This window comes from Novosphingobium aeonii (assembly GCF_052279045.1).
Classification (GTDB): domain Bacteria; phylum Pseudomonadota; class Alphaproteobacteria; order Sphingomonadales; family Sphingomonadaceae; genus Novosphingobium.
Map to the genome: position 1 here is coordinate 1,966,496 of NZ_CP176832.1, position 15,044 is coordinate 1,981,539.

At 65.0% G+C, this 15,044-nt stretch carries 13 protein-coding genes; 5 read left to right on the forward strand and 8 right to left on the reverse strand.

What is annotated here, in order from left to right; genetic code table 11:
* The first annotated feature begins 231 nt into the window (after nucleotides 1-231).
* A complete protein-coding gene (locus ACLIMP_RS09620; protein ID WP_324694674.1) occupies nucleotides 232-1,566 on the forward strand; it encodes an amidohydrolase family protein in 1,335 nt (444 codons plus the stop codon).
* Between the two features lie 99 nt (nucleotides 1,567-1,665).
* Here ACLIMP_RS09620 and ACLIMP_RS09625 read toward each other — a convergent pair whose 3' ends face one another.
* On the reverse strand, nucleotides 1,666-2,469 hold the full coding sequence (locus ACLIMP_RS09625; protein ID WP_054441468.1) for a helix-turn-helix domain-containing protein: 804 nt from the start codon (nucleotides 2,467-2,469) through the stop codon (nucleotides 1,666-1,668).
* A 423-nt stretch (nucleotides 2,470-2,892) separates the two neighbouring features.
* Between ACLIMP_RS09625 and ACLIMP_RS09630 the strand changes: the two genes are divergently transcribed.
* A complete protein-coding gene (locus ACLIMP_RS09630; protein WP_443477806.1) occupies nucleotides 2,893-3,735 on the forward strand; it encodes an enoyl-CoA hydratase/isomerase family protein in 843 nt (280 codons plus the stop codon).
* Here ACLIMP_RS09630 and ACLIMP_RS09635 read toward each other — a convergent pair.
* Genes ACLIMP_RS09635 through ACLIMP_RS09655 form a run of 5 tightly spaced genes read right to left on the reverse strand, consistent with a single transcriptional unit; the run spans nucleotide 3,658 to nucleotide 9,397 of the window.
* Nucleotides 3,658-5,088: an amidohydrolase family protein gene (locus ACLIMP_RS09635; protein WP_443477807.1), complete on the reverse strand. Its 1,431-nt coding sequence runs from the start codon at nucleotides 5,086-5,088 to the stop codon at nucleotides 3,658-3,660. The genes ACLIMP_RS09630 and ACLIMP_RS09635 overlap by 78 nt on opposite strands.
* Nucleotides 5,082-6,281, reverse strand: a complete 1,200-nt coding sequence (locus tag ACLIMP_RS09640; protein WP_324694681.1) for a CoA transferase — start codon at nucleotides 6,279-6,281, stop codon at nucleotides 5,082-5,084. The genes ACLIMP_RS09635 and ACLIMP_RS09640 overlap by 7 nt, the downstream gene beginning before the upstream one ends.
* Nucleotides 6,271-7,785 (reverse strand): class I adenylate-forming enzyme family protein, encoded by a 1,515-nt coding sequence (locus ACLIMP_RS09645; RefSeq protein ID WP_324694683.1) that lies wholly within the window; start codon nucleotides 7,783-7,785, stop codon nucleotides 6,271-6,273. The genes ACLIMP_RS09640 and ACLIMP_RS09645 overlap by 11 nt, the downstream gene beginning before the upstream one ends.
* 44 nt (nucleotides 7,786-7,829) lie before the next feature.
* Entirely contained in the window at nucleotides 7,830-8,120 is a 291-nt protein-coding gene (locus ACLIMP_RS09650; protein WP_054441477.1) for a hypothetical protein, read from the reverse strand.
* A gap of 47 nt (nucleotides 8,121-8,167) precedes the next feature.
* Entirely contained in the window at nucleotides 8,168-9,397 is a 1,230-nt protein-coding gene (locus ACLIMP_RS09655; RefSeq protein ID WP_443477808.1) for a CaiB/BaiF CoA transferase family protein, read from the reverse strand.
* A gap of 356 nt (nucleotides 9,398-9,753) precedes the next feature.
* On the opposite strand from ACLIMP_RS09655, the gene ACLIMP_RS09660 reads away from it, so the two are divergent.
* On the forward strand, nucleotides 9,754-10,071 hold the full coding sequence (locus tag ACLIMP_RS09660; RefSeq protein WP_054441479.1) for a hypothetical protein: 318 nt from the start codon (nucleotides 9,754-9,756) through the stop codon (nucleotides 10,069-10,071).
* 112 nt (nucleotides 10,072-10,183) lie between these two features.
* Here ACLIMP_RS09660 and ACLIMP_RS09665 read toward each other — a convergent pair whose 3' ends face one another.
* Together ACLIMP_RS09665 and ACLIMP_RS09670 are read right to left on the reverse strand one after the other, a co-directional pair.
* Nucleotides 10,184-10,672, reverse strand: a complete 489-nt coding sequence (locus ACLIMP_RS09665; RefSeq protein WP_054441481.1) for a MarR family winged helix-turn-helix transcriptional regulator — start codon at nucleotides 10,670-10,672, stop codon at nucleotides 10,184-10,186.
* Nucleotides 10,673-10,695: 23 nt separating this feature from the next.
* Entirely contained in the window at nucleotides 10,696-11,949 is a 1,254-nt protein-coding gene (locus ACLIMP_RS09670) for an acetyl-CoA C-acetyltransferase (RefSeq protein ID WP_324694689.1), read from the reverse strand.
* 242 nt (nucleotides 11,950-12,191) lie between these two features.
* On the opposite strand from ACLIMP_RS09670, the gene ACLIMP_RS09675 reads away from it, so the two are divergent.
* Nucleotides 12,192-13,847, forward strand: coding sequence for an MFS transporter (locus ACLIMP_RS09675; protein WP_324694692.1), 1,656 nt, complete (start codon nucleotides 12,192-12,194; stop codon nucleotides 13,845-13,847).
* Between the two features lie 88 nt (nucleotides 13,848-13,935).
* Complete coding sequence (locus tag ACLIMP_RS09680; RefSeq protein WP_185997571.1) at nucleotides 13,936-15,006, forward strand: NAD(P)H-dependent amine dehydrogenase family protein; 1,071 nt, start codon at nucleotides 13,936-13,938, stop codon at nucleotides 15,004-15,006.
* The last annotated feature ends 38 nt before the right edge of the window (nucleotides 15,007-15,044 follow it).

Below are 15,044 nucleotides of genomic sequence, written 5' to 3' on the forward strand. Positions count from 1 at the left end.
TTCCCCGGGGCTTTTCGTTTTTGGTGTTTCCCGGTCCTCATCATACCTCGCGGCTGCATTCAATCGGTGCGGCTATGCAATCGCACGCGCGATAGCTGGCGGCCTCATCCGGACGCGCTGCGATCACGCTGGCCGGTAGGAAGGGGGAAGCATACGCTCCATGCTCAAGGCGCCGTGAAGATGCGCCCGCCGGAACCGATCCGGTCCGGCAATCAGGACGGGAGTGCTGAAATGCAGATGAACGACATGGTGCTGATCAGCGTTGACGATCACATCAGCGAGCCGCCGGACATGTTTCGCAACCACCTGTCGGGTGCCGCGCTGGAAAGCGCTCCGAAGCTGGTCCAGGATGAGAATGGCAAGGATCTCTGGGTCTATCAGGGGCAGAAATTCCCGTCCGTGGGGCTCAATGCCGTGGTCGGCCGCCCGTTCGAGGAATACGGCATGGAGCCGACCTCGCTCGATCAGCTGCGCGCCGGTTGCTATGACGTGCATGAGCGCGTGAAGGACATGGACGTCAACGGCGTTGCCGCATCGCTCAATTTCGGCAGCGTGTTCGACTTTGCCGGCGGGCGCCTTCACCGGGTGGCGGACCGCGATCTCGCCAGGGTGCACATGAGTGCCTACAACGATTGGCATATCGACGAGTGGTGCGGCGCCTATCCGGGGCGTTTCATCCCCTGTGCGATCCTGCCGACCTGGGACATGGATGCGACCCTGACCGAAATGAAGCGGGTGTCCGACAAGGGCTGCCATACCGTCTCGATCAGCGAAAACCCGACCTGCCAGGGCTTGCCGAGCATCCACAATGCCTATTGGGATCCGTTCTACAAGGCGATCAACGATCTCGACATGACGATCTGCCTCCATATCGGCGGCGGAAATCCGGCACCGCATGCCTCGATGGAAACGCCGATCGAGGCGTGGATTTCCACCATGCCGATGTCGATCGCCTATGCCGCGTCCGACTGGCTCCAGCTTGAGGCGCTGCACGAATATCCGGACTTGCGAATTGCCCTTTCGGAGGGCTCGATCGGCTGGGTGCCCTACTTCACCGAACGCGCGGATTTCTCGAACTGGCGGCACAAGGCCTGGACCAATTCCCGGTTCCAGAAGATGAAGCCGAGCGAGATGTTCCGGCGTCACTTCCTGAACTGCTTTATCGACGATGCATTCGGTCTCCAGAACATCCGCTTCATCGGCGAGGACAATATCGCCTACGAATGCGATTATCCGCATTCCGATACGCTTTGGCCGGAAGTGCCGGAAAACCTGTGGCCCTCGATCAACCACCTGACCGAGACGCAGATCGACAAGATCACGCATGGAAACGCCATGCGCTGGTTCCGTTTCGATCCCTTCGAACACTTCACGCGTGAGGAACTGACCGTGGGCGCGCTGCGCGAAAGGGCGAAGGCGGCCGGTGTCGATACCCGTCCGAAGTCTTCCGCGGGCGAGCGTCCTGTCGATGCGGACGAGACCCGCCCCGTCACCTCGGGCGACATCATGAAGATGTTCATGCGCCACGAGGATACGGGCCGCAGTGCAAGGATGCAGAAGGCCTGAAGCCCGCAGGGCAGGCATTGCAATCGGCATGAGAAAAAGGCCCCGCAAGCGAACTTGCGGGGCCTTCGGTTCTGATGGTGCGACCCGATCAGGCGCGCATCATGCGGCGTGCGGAAGCTGTTCCGGTTCGGCGGCGACAGCGGGATCGGGCAGGCAGTGGCGCATGGCATCGCTCAGCGATTGCAGCAGGGCCTCCGGGTTCACCCTGTCGTCCTTGCCGTAGATCAGGCTGATGACCAGCGGGTGCCCTTCGGGTTGACGCGGGACCAGCCCGGAAAGGGCTTCCGCGCCGCTGCCGAAGCCGGCAACGCCGAACAGGTAGCGCGGATCGCGGCAGGCATCGATGCGGGCCATCATGTCGGAGAACTGGAACTTGGACTGTTCGTCCGCTTCGGCGTTGAGACGGCGCACCATGCCTTCGCAGCGCTGGCGGGTGATCGTCGAAAGCATGAGCATGCCGGCGGCGTTGCGTGCCAGCGGTTCCTTGAGGCCGCCCGCCAGTTCGCGGGTTGCGGCAAGTGCGCGCGGACCATGGCGCCAGTTGACGATCTGGGCGTCAAGGCCGACCATCGAGGTGAGGGCGACCGAGAGGCCGGTCTGTGCCACCAGTCGGTCCATCAGGCGAACGATGCGGCCGTCACGCACGAGTTCGGGCTGTCCCGAAGTGCCGATCAGCGCGGCGCGGGGCGTGAGGCTGTAAGCGCGCGAATAGGGGTCCTTGTGAAGAAGTCCCAGTTCGACAAGGCTAGAAAGCAATTCGGAAGTGCTCGATTGCGGGCGGTTGTAGCGCCGCACGATATCCATGACGGTAGCTTCGCGGTGGGCATCGTCGAAATATTCGAGCACTTCGATGACGCGGCGGGCGATCTTCGCCTTGTTCGATGACGTCGTCTTTCCAGGCATGAGGTCTCTCCTCCCTCAGGTGTGGTTGCTGTGAACTCACTTCTCTCCGCGAGTCGGTCTCTATAAAACTGAGCCTGACTCGTTTTTTGCTAAGCTTGGTTATCATCAAGCTGGTGATGCTTCAATAGGCTTCGCACACGCGATGGAGGATCACTCGCACGGGAAATGCGGGAACCTTGGAAATCTGCGCATTTTTGGACGAAACTCTGCGTTCAGGCGTAATTTTTGTGCGGCGGGCTGGCCATAGTCCGGCGCCGGGTCCATGCATGACCGAAGCCCAACGAGCCGTGGAAATGCTGAATTTCTCGCATGATGTCTCAAGATATATCCATTCCAATCAGTGACTTGTCTATGGTCGGGGATGTGCGGGACCGTCCGTTCGTCTTTGTCGATCTTGGCTCGGAAACGGATGATGTTTCAGGCGTGAGACTCCCGTCTGTGCCGGTGATTGGCATCGGTTCGCGGGATCATGCCCTGGCTGCGCGACTCGACACTTTGATTGAACCGCGTTTCGATGCCGGGGCGATCGTGCGATCAATCGCCGCGCAACCGCTTGCCGCCCGAATCGTCACGCAGTTGCTGCGCCTTGTGCCGCACTTGCCGGACGAGGATGCGCTGGCGGCCGAATCGCTCGCTTACGCGGCGCTGCAGGGAAGTGACGCGCATCGGCTGTGGATTTCCCGTAGACCTCGCGCCGAAGTCGTTCCTCGCGAAGGCGGGGTGCAACTGTCGCGCGATGACGATGTGCTGACGGTCACGCTGGATCGTGCCGAGGCCGGCAATGCCATCGACCGAACGATGCGGGATGCTCTTCACGAGGCATTTGCCCTCGCCAATGCCGATTCCACGATCGCGAAAGTGGTCCTGCGCGCCGTGGGCAAGGCGTTCAGTCTCGGCGCGGAACTTTCGGAATTCGGAACGACCACCGATCCCGCCATGGCTCACGCGATCCGCAGCATGACGCTGCCGGCGCGGGAGGCGGTGCATTGCAGAAATCGGATGGAAGTCCTTATCGACGGCGCCTGCGTGGGGGCCGGGCTGGAACTGGCCGCTTTCGCCGCACGCATCGTCGCCACGCGCCGTTCCTGGTTTCAGCTGCCGGAACTGGCGATGGGCATCCTGCCGGGAGCGGGCGGATGCGTTTCCCTGAGCCGCCGTATCGGGCGCCAGCGGACTTTGCTGATGGTGCTAAGCGGTCGCCGTCTCAGTGCGGGCGAAGCGCTCGACTGGGGGCTGGTCGACGCGCTGGTGGATGACCCGTCCTGAAGCCACGGTGATCCGCACATCATGGCTGTCCAGCCGCTCTCGCGCTTCATGCCAGGGGCGTGCGAGCAGGCAGAGATCGGCCGGTTCGCCAACGGCAATGCGGCGGCGGCGGGAAAGATCCAGCGGATCGACCAGATAGAGCGCCAGTGCCTGCTCGGCGGTCAGCGCCTCGTCAGGGGTGAAGGGCGTCCCGGAACGGGTGAGGCGGCGCACGGCGGCCTTCATCGCGGCCCATGGATCGACGCTGCCGTAAGGTCCGTCGCTTCCTCCGGCGAGGACAATTCCCGCATCGCGCAGGCTGCGCAGGCGATAGAGGTCCGGGTGGTGCCGCGGCTCGACTTGCGCAAGATAACGATCGCCGCGCTCATGGACGAATTGCGGCTGAACGCAGGCATGAAGCCCGAGGTCCGCCATGCTTGCCGCGAGATCGGGAGAAACGATCGAGGCATGTTCCACACGGTCGCCGTCAAGACTGCCGCTCGCCTCCAGAAGTGCGAGCGTGAAGACGAGTTCCACTTCCGTCACGCAGTGAACGGCGACCGCTCGTCCCTGGGCATGGGCCTGCGAAATCCAGCGGCAGGTTTCGTCGAAATCGGGAAGCGCGGATTCGTGGAGATGAAGCTTGGCCGGTCCCAGCCGCCACCCTTCCTGCGCAGCGCCCGCCAGCGAGAGCGCTCCGGCAAGCACGGTGTTCTGCTTGAGTTTCCCGGCGGCGACCTCTTGGCCGAAATGCCGCGCCATCCCGGGATCGTTGCCGGGAGACATGTCGGTGAGCCCGGTCACGCCGAATGCCGCAAGCCGGGCGCTGACGGCCGCGAAATCGGGCGGGGTGCTTCCCAGCGTATCCTGTAGCCAGCGGTCCTCATCGAACAGCCGGCCGGTAAAGCGGCCATGCTCTCGCTCAAGCCCCGGAGGCGGAGCGGCGCGGTCCAGCAGTTCGGCAAGCGCGGCGCTGTTGAGGAACCACATCCGTCCGGTGCGATGTTGCAGCCGGACGGGACGGTCAGGGACCATCCGGTCAAGCATCCGCGCATCCGGAAGGGTGCCGCCGACTATGCTCTCGCAAAAATTGATACCGCGCAGCCAGCCTTTTCCGGGCTGCGAAAGTGCGGCGGAAAGCCCCCCGATATCCGTGATTTCGGGCGGGCCGCAAGGCACCGATGCATCCCGCACCGCCAATGCCGCAAGGTGGATGTGGTGATCGTGGAGGCCCGGCAGCAGTGCGCCGCCATGAGCCTTGATGACAGGTTCGCCGGCGCGCGGCTCCAGCGTTCCGATGGCGGTGACGAGGTGGCCGTCGATCCGCAGGTCGGCGCGGCCTTCGCCTTGGATTTCGGCATCGCGGATCAGCATTGCACCGTCTCGCGCAGGATCCTTGCGGTATCGGCACCGAGGGAATGGACCGGGGCGGTCAAAGGCCTTCGCGGGCATGCCGGAAACGGGCGTCCGATACCGGTTCCCCAGCCGTGGAGTTCGGATTCGAGCATCGCGGGATCGTGCGCCCGTTCTTCCGCAAGGGCCATGGCGACGATCGCGCTCATCGACAGGCCGATGCGACGCGCCTGTCCTTCCTCCAGTGCGCGCATGGCTTCACGCGCGGCAGTCACCCCGGTGAGGGGATCGGCAATGGCATCGCCGACATACCCGATTTCCCCGGTGACTTCGGCCATGGCGCGCGCGAGGCCGCCGGCCACCCCGCAGTCGTTGCCGATGCCGACCCAGTTCGCAGGCTCCCCCCGCGCTCCGTGGCCGGTGACGGAGAGCCAGACCAGCCCCGGCACTTCGCGCACGAGCGCATTCGCATCGATACCGAGTTGCAGGAGCGCGCGCGGCCGGGCGCTTTCGATCACGATATCGGCGCGGCGGATCAGGTCGATCAGCCGGGCCTTTTCGGCGCTGCAGCCAAAATCGACGAGTACGCTTGCCTTGCCCTGGTTGATGAGATCGAAGGTGGCCGGATCGTCACGCCGGATGAGGTCGGGGCGGGTGCGGCTTTCGACTTTCACCACTTCCATCCCTGCCTGCCAGAGCAGATGTCCGGCGAGCGGCCCGGCCCAGATGGCGGAGAGATCGACCACCAGCGGACGATGCCCGGCAGCGCGGCTGCGGTGCGGCCCGAGTTCGAGAACCTCGATCGGGGCGGAGGCAGGAACCTCGTCCGCGCTGGCGACCGGCAGGCCCAGTAACCGGCCTCGTTCGACAAGATCTGCGCAATCATGCCGCGCCACGTTTGCGGCGATCGCATCGCTGTCCTCTACTGCCAGGTCGGCATTGCCGAACAGCGCGGGCAGCAGTTCACGGTCGATTTCGCGGATCAGGGTGAGCGCGAACCAGCCACCGTCGCGCGTGGGCAGCAGGCGGCTGCCGCCCAGACCCGCCGATACCTTGCCGGAAATGCGATAGCCGCCGTTGGCGCCCCGTTCGCCAAGCAGCGTAGCGCCGCCGAGACGGGGCAGGCCATGATCGCGGGCAAGCGCCGCCAATTGCCGGTCGGCCCATCGCGCCAGTGGGATCGCGGGGCCTTCGGCTTCGGCGTCAGTCGGCAAGGACTTCCTTCACCTTGCGGCGCAGGAGTTTGCCCATCTCGTTATAGGGCAGCTCGGCGACGAACACGATCTTCTCCGGCACGCGCGAGGATCGCAGGCGGGCCCGGACGAGGTCCTTGATTTCCGCTTCGGCCGGCGCCGTATGACCATCGCGGGTGACGATGGCGACGCCCACAGTCTCGCCCCATTCGATCGAGGGGATCGCGCAGGCGCAGGCATCCGCAACGGCGGGATGCGTCAGCAGCACGTCCTCGATTTCGCCGGGCGACATGTTCTCGCCGCCGCGCACGATCACGTCGTCCGCGCGGCCGGAGAGGAACAGGTAGCCGTCCTCGTCCATGTAGCCGGCGTCGCGGGTGGGGAACCAGCCCTGCGCATCGAGCGCACTCTTTTCCTTGTACTCGCCCGAAACCTGTTCGCCGCGCACGTAGATCTCGCCCGGTTCGCCGGCGGGAAGAACTTCGCCGCTTTCACCCCGGATCTCGATCTCCACCGTCGGGATAGGCTTGCCGAGCGAGGTCAGCCGGGCGCGAACTTTCGGATCCTGCGAAGCCAGCGCTTCCCGATGGTCTTCCGGGCCGAGCAGGGCGACGGTCGAACTGGTCTCGGTAAGGCCATAGGCATTGGTGAAGCCCGCCGTGGGGAACAGGTCCAGAGCCTTGCGGATGACTTCGATGGGCATCTTGCCACCGCCATAGGCGACTGCGCGCAGGCTGGATACGTCGGATTTTTCCGCGCGCTCCATGGCCTCGATGATGCGCGAGAGCATGGTCGGCACGACGAAGGCATTGGAGACGCGTTCGCCGGCGACCAGTTCCAGCCAGCCTTCGGGCGAGAAGGCGGGGAGCATGACGATCGTGCGCAGCGCATAGATCGACGAGAGCAGGGCGGAGATGCCCGCGATATGGTAAGGCGGCACCACGACCAGTGCGGCATCCGCTTCGTCCGCGGAGCCGAACTCGATGGTCCCCAGGATGTAGCCCAGCAGGTTGGAGTGGCGCAGGATCGCCGCCTTGGGCGCCGCCGTCGTACCGCTGGTGAAGAGCTGGATCGCCACGCCGCTTCCCGCTTCGTCGGCGCCGGGATCGTATTCGCGTGCATCGTCGGCAGGAACGGTTTCCTGCGCCTTGAGCGCGAACTCTTCGCGTGACAGCACGATGTGCTGCTGGTCGCCGCCGATGCGGGTGATGCGCTCTTCATCGCCGATGACGAGCGCGGGGGAGATGCGGCCGAGCAGGGCGGCGAGGTCGGCGTCGGGCAGGCGGTAGTTGAGGGGGCAATAGGGCACGCCCGCGAGGGCTGCGCCGAACACCGCGATCACCGCCGCTTCGCTGCTTTCGTCGAGCAGGGCGACGTATTCGGCCTCGCTTTGCCGGATCAGTTCGAAGGCGCCCCTGGCCGCGGCGAGCAGGTCGCCATAAGTCCAGCGCTTGCCCTCGCAGACGAGGCCGACGCGGTCGGGCGCGGCTTCTGCCGCCATTTCGAGAAGGAGAGCGATGTTCATCTGGTCGTTCGTGCCTTGAAGCGCTTGCGGGAGGCTGGCCGGGGTCAGTCGGAGGCCGGCAGCGGCTTGGCGTCCTTGACGACCAGGGCCACGCCATCGACCGAGAGCGATCCCTTGCCGGGCTTCACGCAGAGCAGTTCGTACTTGCCGTCACTGTCGACGTAGCGCTTGCCCATCAGGGTGCCGGCGGAGAAATCGGCAGCGAGCGGGGCGGGTTCGGCAGGCTTTGCCTCGCCCATCGGGGCGCCGCCGCATTCGATCGTACCGTCGGCGCAGCGGATCACCATGACCTCGGTGTCGCAGGCGGCGCTTTTCAGACGGGTTCCAGGCTTCATTGTCGCAGTTCCTTGTCTTTGTATGCTTGGAGGCGGGGCGAGGGCGATCAGGCGATCGCGCCTCTGGCCTTGAGCTCCTCGATCTTGTCCCACTCCACGCCCATTTCCATGAGCACGATTTCGGTATGTTCGGAGGCCTGCGGAGAACGCGTCGTCTCCAGCGCCTCGCCGTTCCACTGCACCGGGCCGCGCACCAGCTTGAGCGGCTCGCCGCCGTCGGCAGCCTCGACTTCGACCAGCAGGTCATTGGCGAGCGCCTGTTCGTCGCCTGCGAGTTCGAGCAGGTTGAGGATCGGCGCCCACTGGCCCTTCAGCGTCTTGAGATGTTCACGCCAGTAGGCGAAGGGCTTGCTGGCGAAAGCTTCGATGAGGATCTCGCTGGCGGCCTTCGAATTCTCGATCAGGCTGAGCACATCCTGGAAGCGGGGGTCATCTGCCGCTTCGGGGCGGCCGATGTGTTCGAAGGTATCGCGGATCAGGCCGGTCGGGCTGACCATGCACAAGTTGATCGTGCGTCCGTCGGAGGTCCAGAAGTTGCCCATGAAGGGGTTCTTGGCGCTGCCGCCGGAGCTGGGCATCGAGTTCCTGGTGATGACGCCGGTTTCGACGGCCTGCGCGATGTTGGCGCCCGAGGCCCATGCCGCGGTGCTCATCAGAGAGACGTCCAGCTCGGCGGCTTCGCCCGTCTTTTCCCGGTGGAACAGGGCGGCGGAAATGCCGCCGGCAATGAACATGCCGCCGATGGAGTCGCCGAAGGCAGGCATGCCTTGCGAAAGCGGGCCGGGCAATTCGGGCGGCGTCATGCAGTCGGCAATGCCGCTGCGCGACCAGAAGGCCGTGCCGTCAAAACCGCCCTTTTCGCGTTCGGGGCCCTTGTCGCCCCAGGCGCTGCCGCGCGCGTAGATGATCTTCGGGTTGGCCGCGCGAATGTGCTCGATGTCGAAGCGGTTCTTCTGGCGCACTTGCGGCAGGTAGTTGGTGAGGAACACGTCGCACTGCTTGGCGAGTTCGTAGAGCAGTTCCTGACCTTCCGTGGTGGAAAGGTCGATGCCGACGCTGCGCTTGCCGCGATTGGGGTGTTCGAACAGCGTGTGGCGGAGGGGATCGAGCTGCACGCCGCCCATGTTGAGAAAACCGCGCTGGGTGTCGCCGCGCACCGGATGTTCGATCTTGATGACGTCCGCGCCCCAGTCGGCGAGGATCGCGCCGGCAGCCGGCGTGAAGGTGAACTGCGCTACTTCGAGGACGCGAACCCCCTGCATGACCTTTGTCGACATCTGCTGCCTGTCCCCGTTTTTCTCTTGTGATCTGATCTGTATTTTCGGTCTCGTAAGGCAGGAAACCGCGCCCCGCCGAGGCTGGTTCCGATTTGAGCGCAAAGCCGGAGACTGGCAACCCGCGCGCCATCGTGCCCACGATCATGCCGCGCGCCGCCGCCTCGGTACGCCGGTGCGATGACCTCATGCTGCACTGCGAAGCATGCCCGCACGCCGCATTCCGCGCCGGAGCGATGGTTGCGAAAAATCCTCTGCTGCATGCGCAAAACGCAATTGACTCTTTGTACAGCAACTCCTAACCTAGGTTAGTAAGTTGAGAGGACCTCAACAGAACGACAGAATTCCGGAGATACCTCATGAAGAAGTTCGTTGCCCTTGCCGCTGCTGCCTCGGTTGCCTCTTTCGCCATCGTTCCGGCTGCTTTCGCGGAGACCACCCAGTCGGTCCGCGCCGTCACCGAGGAAGCTGCCGCTCCGGTCGACCTGACCGCCGGCAAGATGCTCTATGCCGCCAACGGCTATCGCCTGGCCCCGATCTACCGCGTTGCTGCCGACGGCAATCCGCAGGTGATCCTCAACGGCCGCCTCGTGACCGTTCCGGCTTCGAGCCTCGCCAACGTTGACGGCAAGCTCACGACCTCGCTCTCCAAGAAGGACATTGCTTCGGCGAAGTAAGCTTCGCGAAGCAGGCCTTTCGGGGCTTCAAACAGAAAAGGGCGGCACCCCGGTGCCGCCCTTTTTCGTATCGTATCCGGGATGAGAGAAAGGGGCGGAAGCGCCCCTGTTTTCATCCCCGGCTGACGTTGTCGTAGATACGGTTCATATAGTCGCGCAGTTGCTCCACCTCGGCGTCGGAAAAGCCGTGGAACATGCGTTCCTCGCTTTCGTTCGCGATCTCGCCGAGCTGGTCGAGCAAGGGGCGGGCTTCATCGGTGAGGTACACCGCGCGCGCGCGGCGATCGTCCACGCGGTCCCGGCGTTCCAGCAGTCCTTCGGCGCAGAGCCGGTCGATCAGGCGCCCGGCCGAGGCTTCCGACATCTCCAGGTATTCCGCGATGGTCCGCTGGGTGGAGCCGGGATAGCGCGAAACCACCGCGATCATCGCCCATTGCGAGCGGGTGACGTTCAGCGTCGTCACCTTGCGATCGAAATTGTTGCGCTGGAGGCGGGAGATCACCGTCATGCGCAGCCCCACCTGCCGCCGCGTGCTGATGTCGCGGTCGTTCAGGGCCTCGCCCAGTTTGCCGGTCAACTTTTCTTCCGCCTCGGTTGCCACTCAATGCTCCTTGCCTGACGCTTTCAGACGCGTTCGATGATGATGGCCGGCGCCATGCCGCCGGCCGCACACATGGTGATGAGGCCGTAGCGCCCACCGGTCCGTTCGAGCTCGTCGAGCGCGGTGCCGATGAGGATTGCGCCGGTTCCCGCGATGGGATGGCCGAGCGCGATCGAGCCGCCGTTCGGATTGACCTTCGCACGGTCAAGGTCAAGGTCGCGGATCAGTTTCTCGACGACGACGGCGAAAGCCTCGTTCACTTCCCATACGTCGATCTGGTCCTTGGTGAGACCTGCCTTGGCGAGAACCTTTTTCGCAGCCGGTACCGGGCCGTTGAGCATCAGGGTCGGACAATCGCCGATTTCCGCCATGGCGACGATGCGGGCACGCGGCTTCAGGCCATGCTTTTGCGCATAGTCCTTCGAGGCGAGAAGGATCGCCGAAGCACCGTCGACAACGCCGGAGGAGATGCCGACGTGGTGGATCGGCTTGACCTCGAGGTCGGGATAGACCTGATTTATCAGTTCGACATAGGTCTTGCCGCCGGGTGCCGAGGGCATGTTGTAGAACATCTCGAAGGCGGGCTTGAGCTGGGCAAGGCCTTCGGCCGTCGTGTCGGGGCGGGGGTATTCCTCATGGTCGAGGATGATGTTGCCCTCGTCGTCCTTCACGACGATCGTGGACCTGTCGAAGCGGCCTTCCGCGATCGCGGCGGCGGCGCGGCGCTGGCTTTCGACGCCGAAGGCTTCGAGTTCCGCGCGGCTGATGCCTTCCATGGCGGCGATCGCATCGGCCGCGATGCCCTGGTTGGTCTGCGGGTGCTTGGCCTGGAGGCGGGGATTGCCGGCGCCCATGCCGGCGCTGCCGACGCCGGCTTCGCGCATCTTCATGCCGTGTGCATTGGCGTAGGACAGCATGTCCATCCCGCCTGCCACCATCAGGTCGGACATGCCGGACATGATCATCGCCGAGGCGAGGTTGGTGGCGGTGATGCTGGAACCGCAGAAGCGGTTGAGCGTGACGCCGCCAGCCCGGAAATCGTATCCGGCGTCGAGCGCGGCCATGCGGCCGATGTCGCCGCCCTGAAGGCCGATCGCTGCCGACACGCCCCAGATCACGTCGTCGACGTCGGCGGTATCGAACCCGTTGCGGTCCTTGAGCGCGGCGAGGACCGTGGCGGAAAGATGCTCGGGATGCATCTGCGAAAGGGCGCCCTTGCCCATCTTGCCGATGCCTCGGGGCGTACGCACGGCGTCGATGATATAGGCTTCGGTCACGGTCTCGTCTCCTCGAATTCCCGGTCTCGGCGCGCGCGGCGCCTTTTGCCGGCGGTCATGCTGGTGCCTTCGGGGAATTGCAATTGGAGGTCCGTTTCCTATCGCCTTGGCGATTGCTTTCACGTGAAAGTATATCGCGGCGGCGGGGCCGGGGTCAATCCGCAGGTCTATTGCGCGCGCCTGCTTGACGATCGCCGCAGCCGCGACAAGATCGCAGCAGATGGCAATATGAAAGGGAGGGCATGGAGGGCGACGAGAATTCCGGCGGGGCATTCGCACCCTTGCGCGAACCGACGTTCCGGCGGATCTGGACCGCCAGCCTGTTCTCGAATTTCGGGCAGCTGTTCCTCGGCGTCGGCGCGGCGTGGGAGATGACGCGGCTCAGCAATTCGCCGAGCATGGTGGCGCTGGTGCAGTCGGCGATGATGCTGCCGTTGGTGCTGGTGACGCTTCCGGCCGGTGCCATCGCCGACATGTTCGACCGTCGCCGCATTGCCATGACCGGCCTGACCTTCAGTGCCCTCTGCGCCGCGGTGCTGGCGGTGATCGCCTTCCTCGGCCTTGTCACGCCGTGGCTGCTGCTGGCGTTCTGTGCGCTGATAGGCGGAGGAGTGGCGCTCTATTCGCCGTCCTGGCAGGCATCGATCCCCGAACAGGTCTCTCGCCAGCATCTCCCGGCGGCGGTGGCGCTGGGCACGATCAGCTATAACGTCGCGCGCAGTTTCGGACCGGCGCTCGGCGGGCTGATCGTCGTGCTCTACGGGGCGAAGGCCGTGTTCGGCATGACCTCGCTGTTCTACCTGCCGCTGCTCGTCGCCTTCTTCCTGTGGCGGCGAAAGCACGTCCCTTCGCGTCTGCCGCCTGAGCGGATGGACAGGGCCATCGTCGGCGGCGCGCGCTATGCGCTTCATGCCCCCGCGATCCGCACGGCGCTGGTGCGCGTGCTGGTGTTCGGCCTCAGCACCGCGACCGCTTCGGCGCTGGCCCCGCTGATCGCGCGCGACCTGCTGCGCGGCGACGCTTCCACGTTCGGCATCCTGCTCGGCGCGCAAGGCGTGGGTGCGGTGGCGGGCGCGCTGTTCGTCAGCAAGATCCGGGAGACGATCTCCACCGAACTGGCGGTGCGGATATTTGCGGTCGGCACGGGCCTTGCGCTTGTCACCATCGGGTTCAGCAACGAGATCGTGCTGACCTGCGGGGCGTTCCTGATCGTGGGGGCGTGCAACATCCTGACCATCGCCATGCTCAACGTGACCGTGCAGCTTTCCGCACCGCGCTGGGTGACCGCGCGGGCACTTTCGTTGTTTTCCTCCGCGATCACCGCCGGGATCGGGCTTGGCGCCTGGGCTTGGGGGATGGTGGCGGCCGCGCATGACGTAGCTTTCGCCCTGGTCGCCTCGGGGATCGCGGTGGGCGCCACGGCGCTGCTCGGCCTGATCCTGCCGATCGGCAGGGACCAGGAAGCGGACATCTCGGAAGTGCCGCTAGGCCACGAGCCCGCCGTGGGCATGGCGCTGACCATGCGTTCCGGGCCGGTCGTGATCGAGGTCGAGTACGACGTCGATCCGGAGCGCGCGCGGGATTTCTACGCGGTCATGATGAAGATGCAGTCGATGCGCAAACGCAACGGCGGGTTCGACTGGTCGCTGGCGCGCGATATCGCGAATCCGGCGCTCTGGACCGAACGCTATCATTGCCCGACCTGGGGCGATTACCTGCGACTGCGCGACCGCTTCACCCAGGCCGATTCCGAAATCCAGGCCGAAGCGGATTCCTACCATCGCGCCCACGATGCCAGCCGTGTCCGCAGACGTCTTGAAAGGCCGTTCGGATCCGTGCGCTGGAAGGCGGATTCGCTGGACCCCCGACAGGATACGGTGAGCTGGATGGCGCCCTGAACGGGGAGCATGCCTTGTTCCCATCCGGGGATTGCGGAGCGGACGGGGCGCTGGCCTGCTCGCGGGACAAGATAACGGGAGAAGATCGATGGCGCAGGTCGGGGCCGGACAGGCCGGGGTGGAGCACGACAAGACCTGGCGGGTGATCCAGTGGGCGACGGGCAACGTGGGCAGCCGCGCGATGCGAACTGTGATCGAACATCCGCGCATGGAACTCGTCGGCCTCTGGGTCAGCTCTCCCGGCAAAGTCGGCAAGGATGCGGGCGAACTGTGCGGATTGCCGCCGACCGGCATCAGGGCGACCCATTCGCGCGACGAACTCGTGGCGCTGGATGCGGACTGCGTGCTCTACATGCAGCAGGGCACGGACTGGGACGATATCTGTGCGTTGCTGGCTTCGGGAAAGAACGTCGTCACCACGCGCGGAGACTTCCACAATCCCGCCCGGATGGACCCGGAACTGCGGGCGCGGGTTGAAGCGGCCTGCGAGGCGGGCAATGCCTCGATCTACAGCACCGGCTCCAGCCCCGGCTTCGTGACGGAGGCACTGGCCATTCCGCTGATGTCGCTCCAGCGTTCGCACGGGCTTCTCACGATCGACGAATATGCCGACGTGTCGAGCCGCAATTCACCGGAAATGCTGTTCCAGGTCATGGGTTTCGCCGCCCCGATGGCCCCCTTCGACCAGCGGCGGGCCGAACACCTCAAGGGCGATTTCGGCAGCTCCCTCTCGCAGATCGCCGATGCTGTGGGGCTGGAGGTGGACGAGATCGAGGCGGTCGGCGAACTCTCGCCCACGCGGCAGGACCTGACGATCGCGGCCGGGACCGTACCGGCGGGCACGGTGGGCGCCATGCGCACGACCATCACCTGCAAGAGCGGGGGGCGTCCGGTCATGCGGTTCCGGGCCAACTGGTACGTGACCACCGATATCGACGATGCGTGGGACTTGCGGGAATCCGGCTGGCGGATCACGACCGAGGGCGACACGCCGGTCAAGGTCGACATCACCTTCCCGGTCTCCGAGGAGGATTATGCGGCCTATACGCCGGGGCTGACCGCACACCGGCCGGTGAACGCCATCCCGGCGGTTTGCGCGGCCCCTGCGGGGATACGGACAACCGCGGACCTGCCGCAGATATTGCCGATCTACAGCTAGACGGAATCGACGGGCAGGGCGAACCCCTGCCTGCCGTT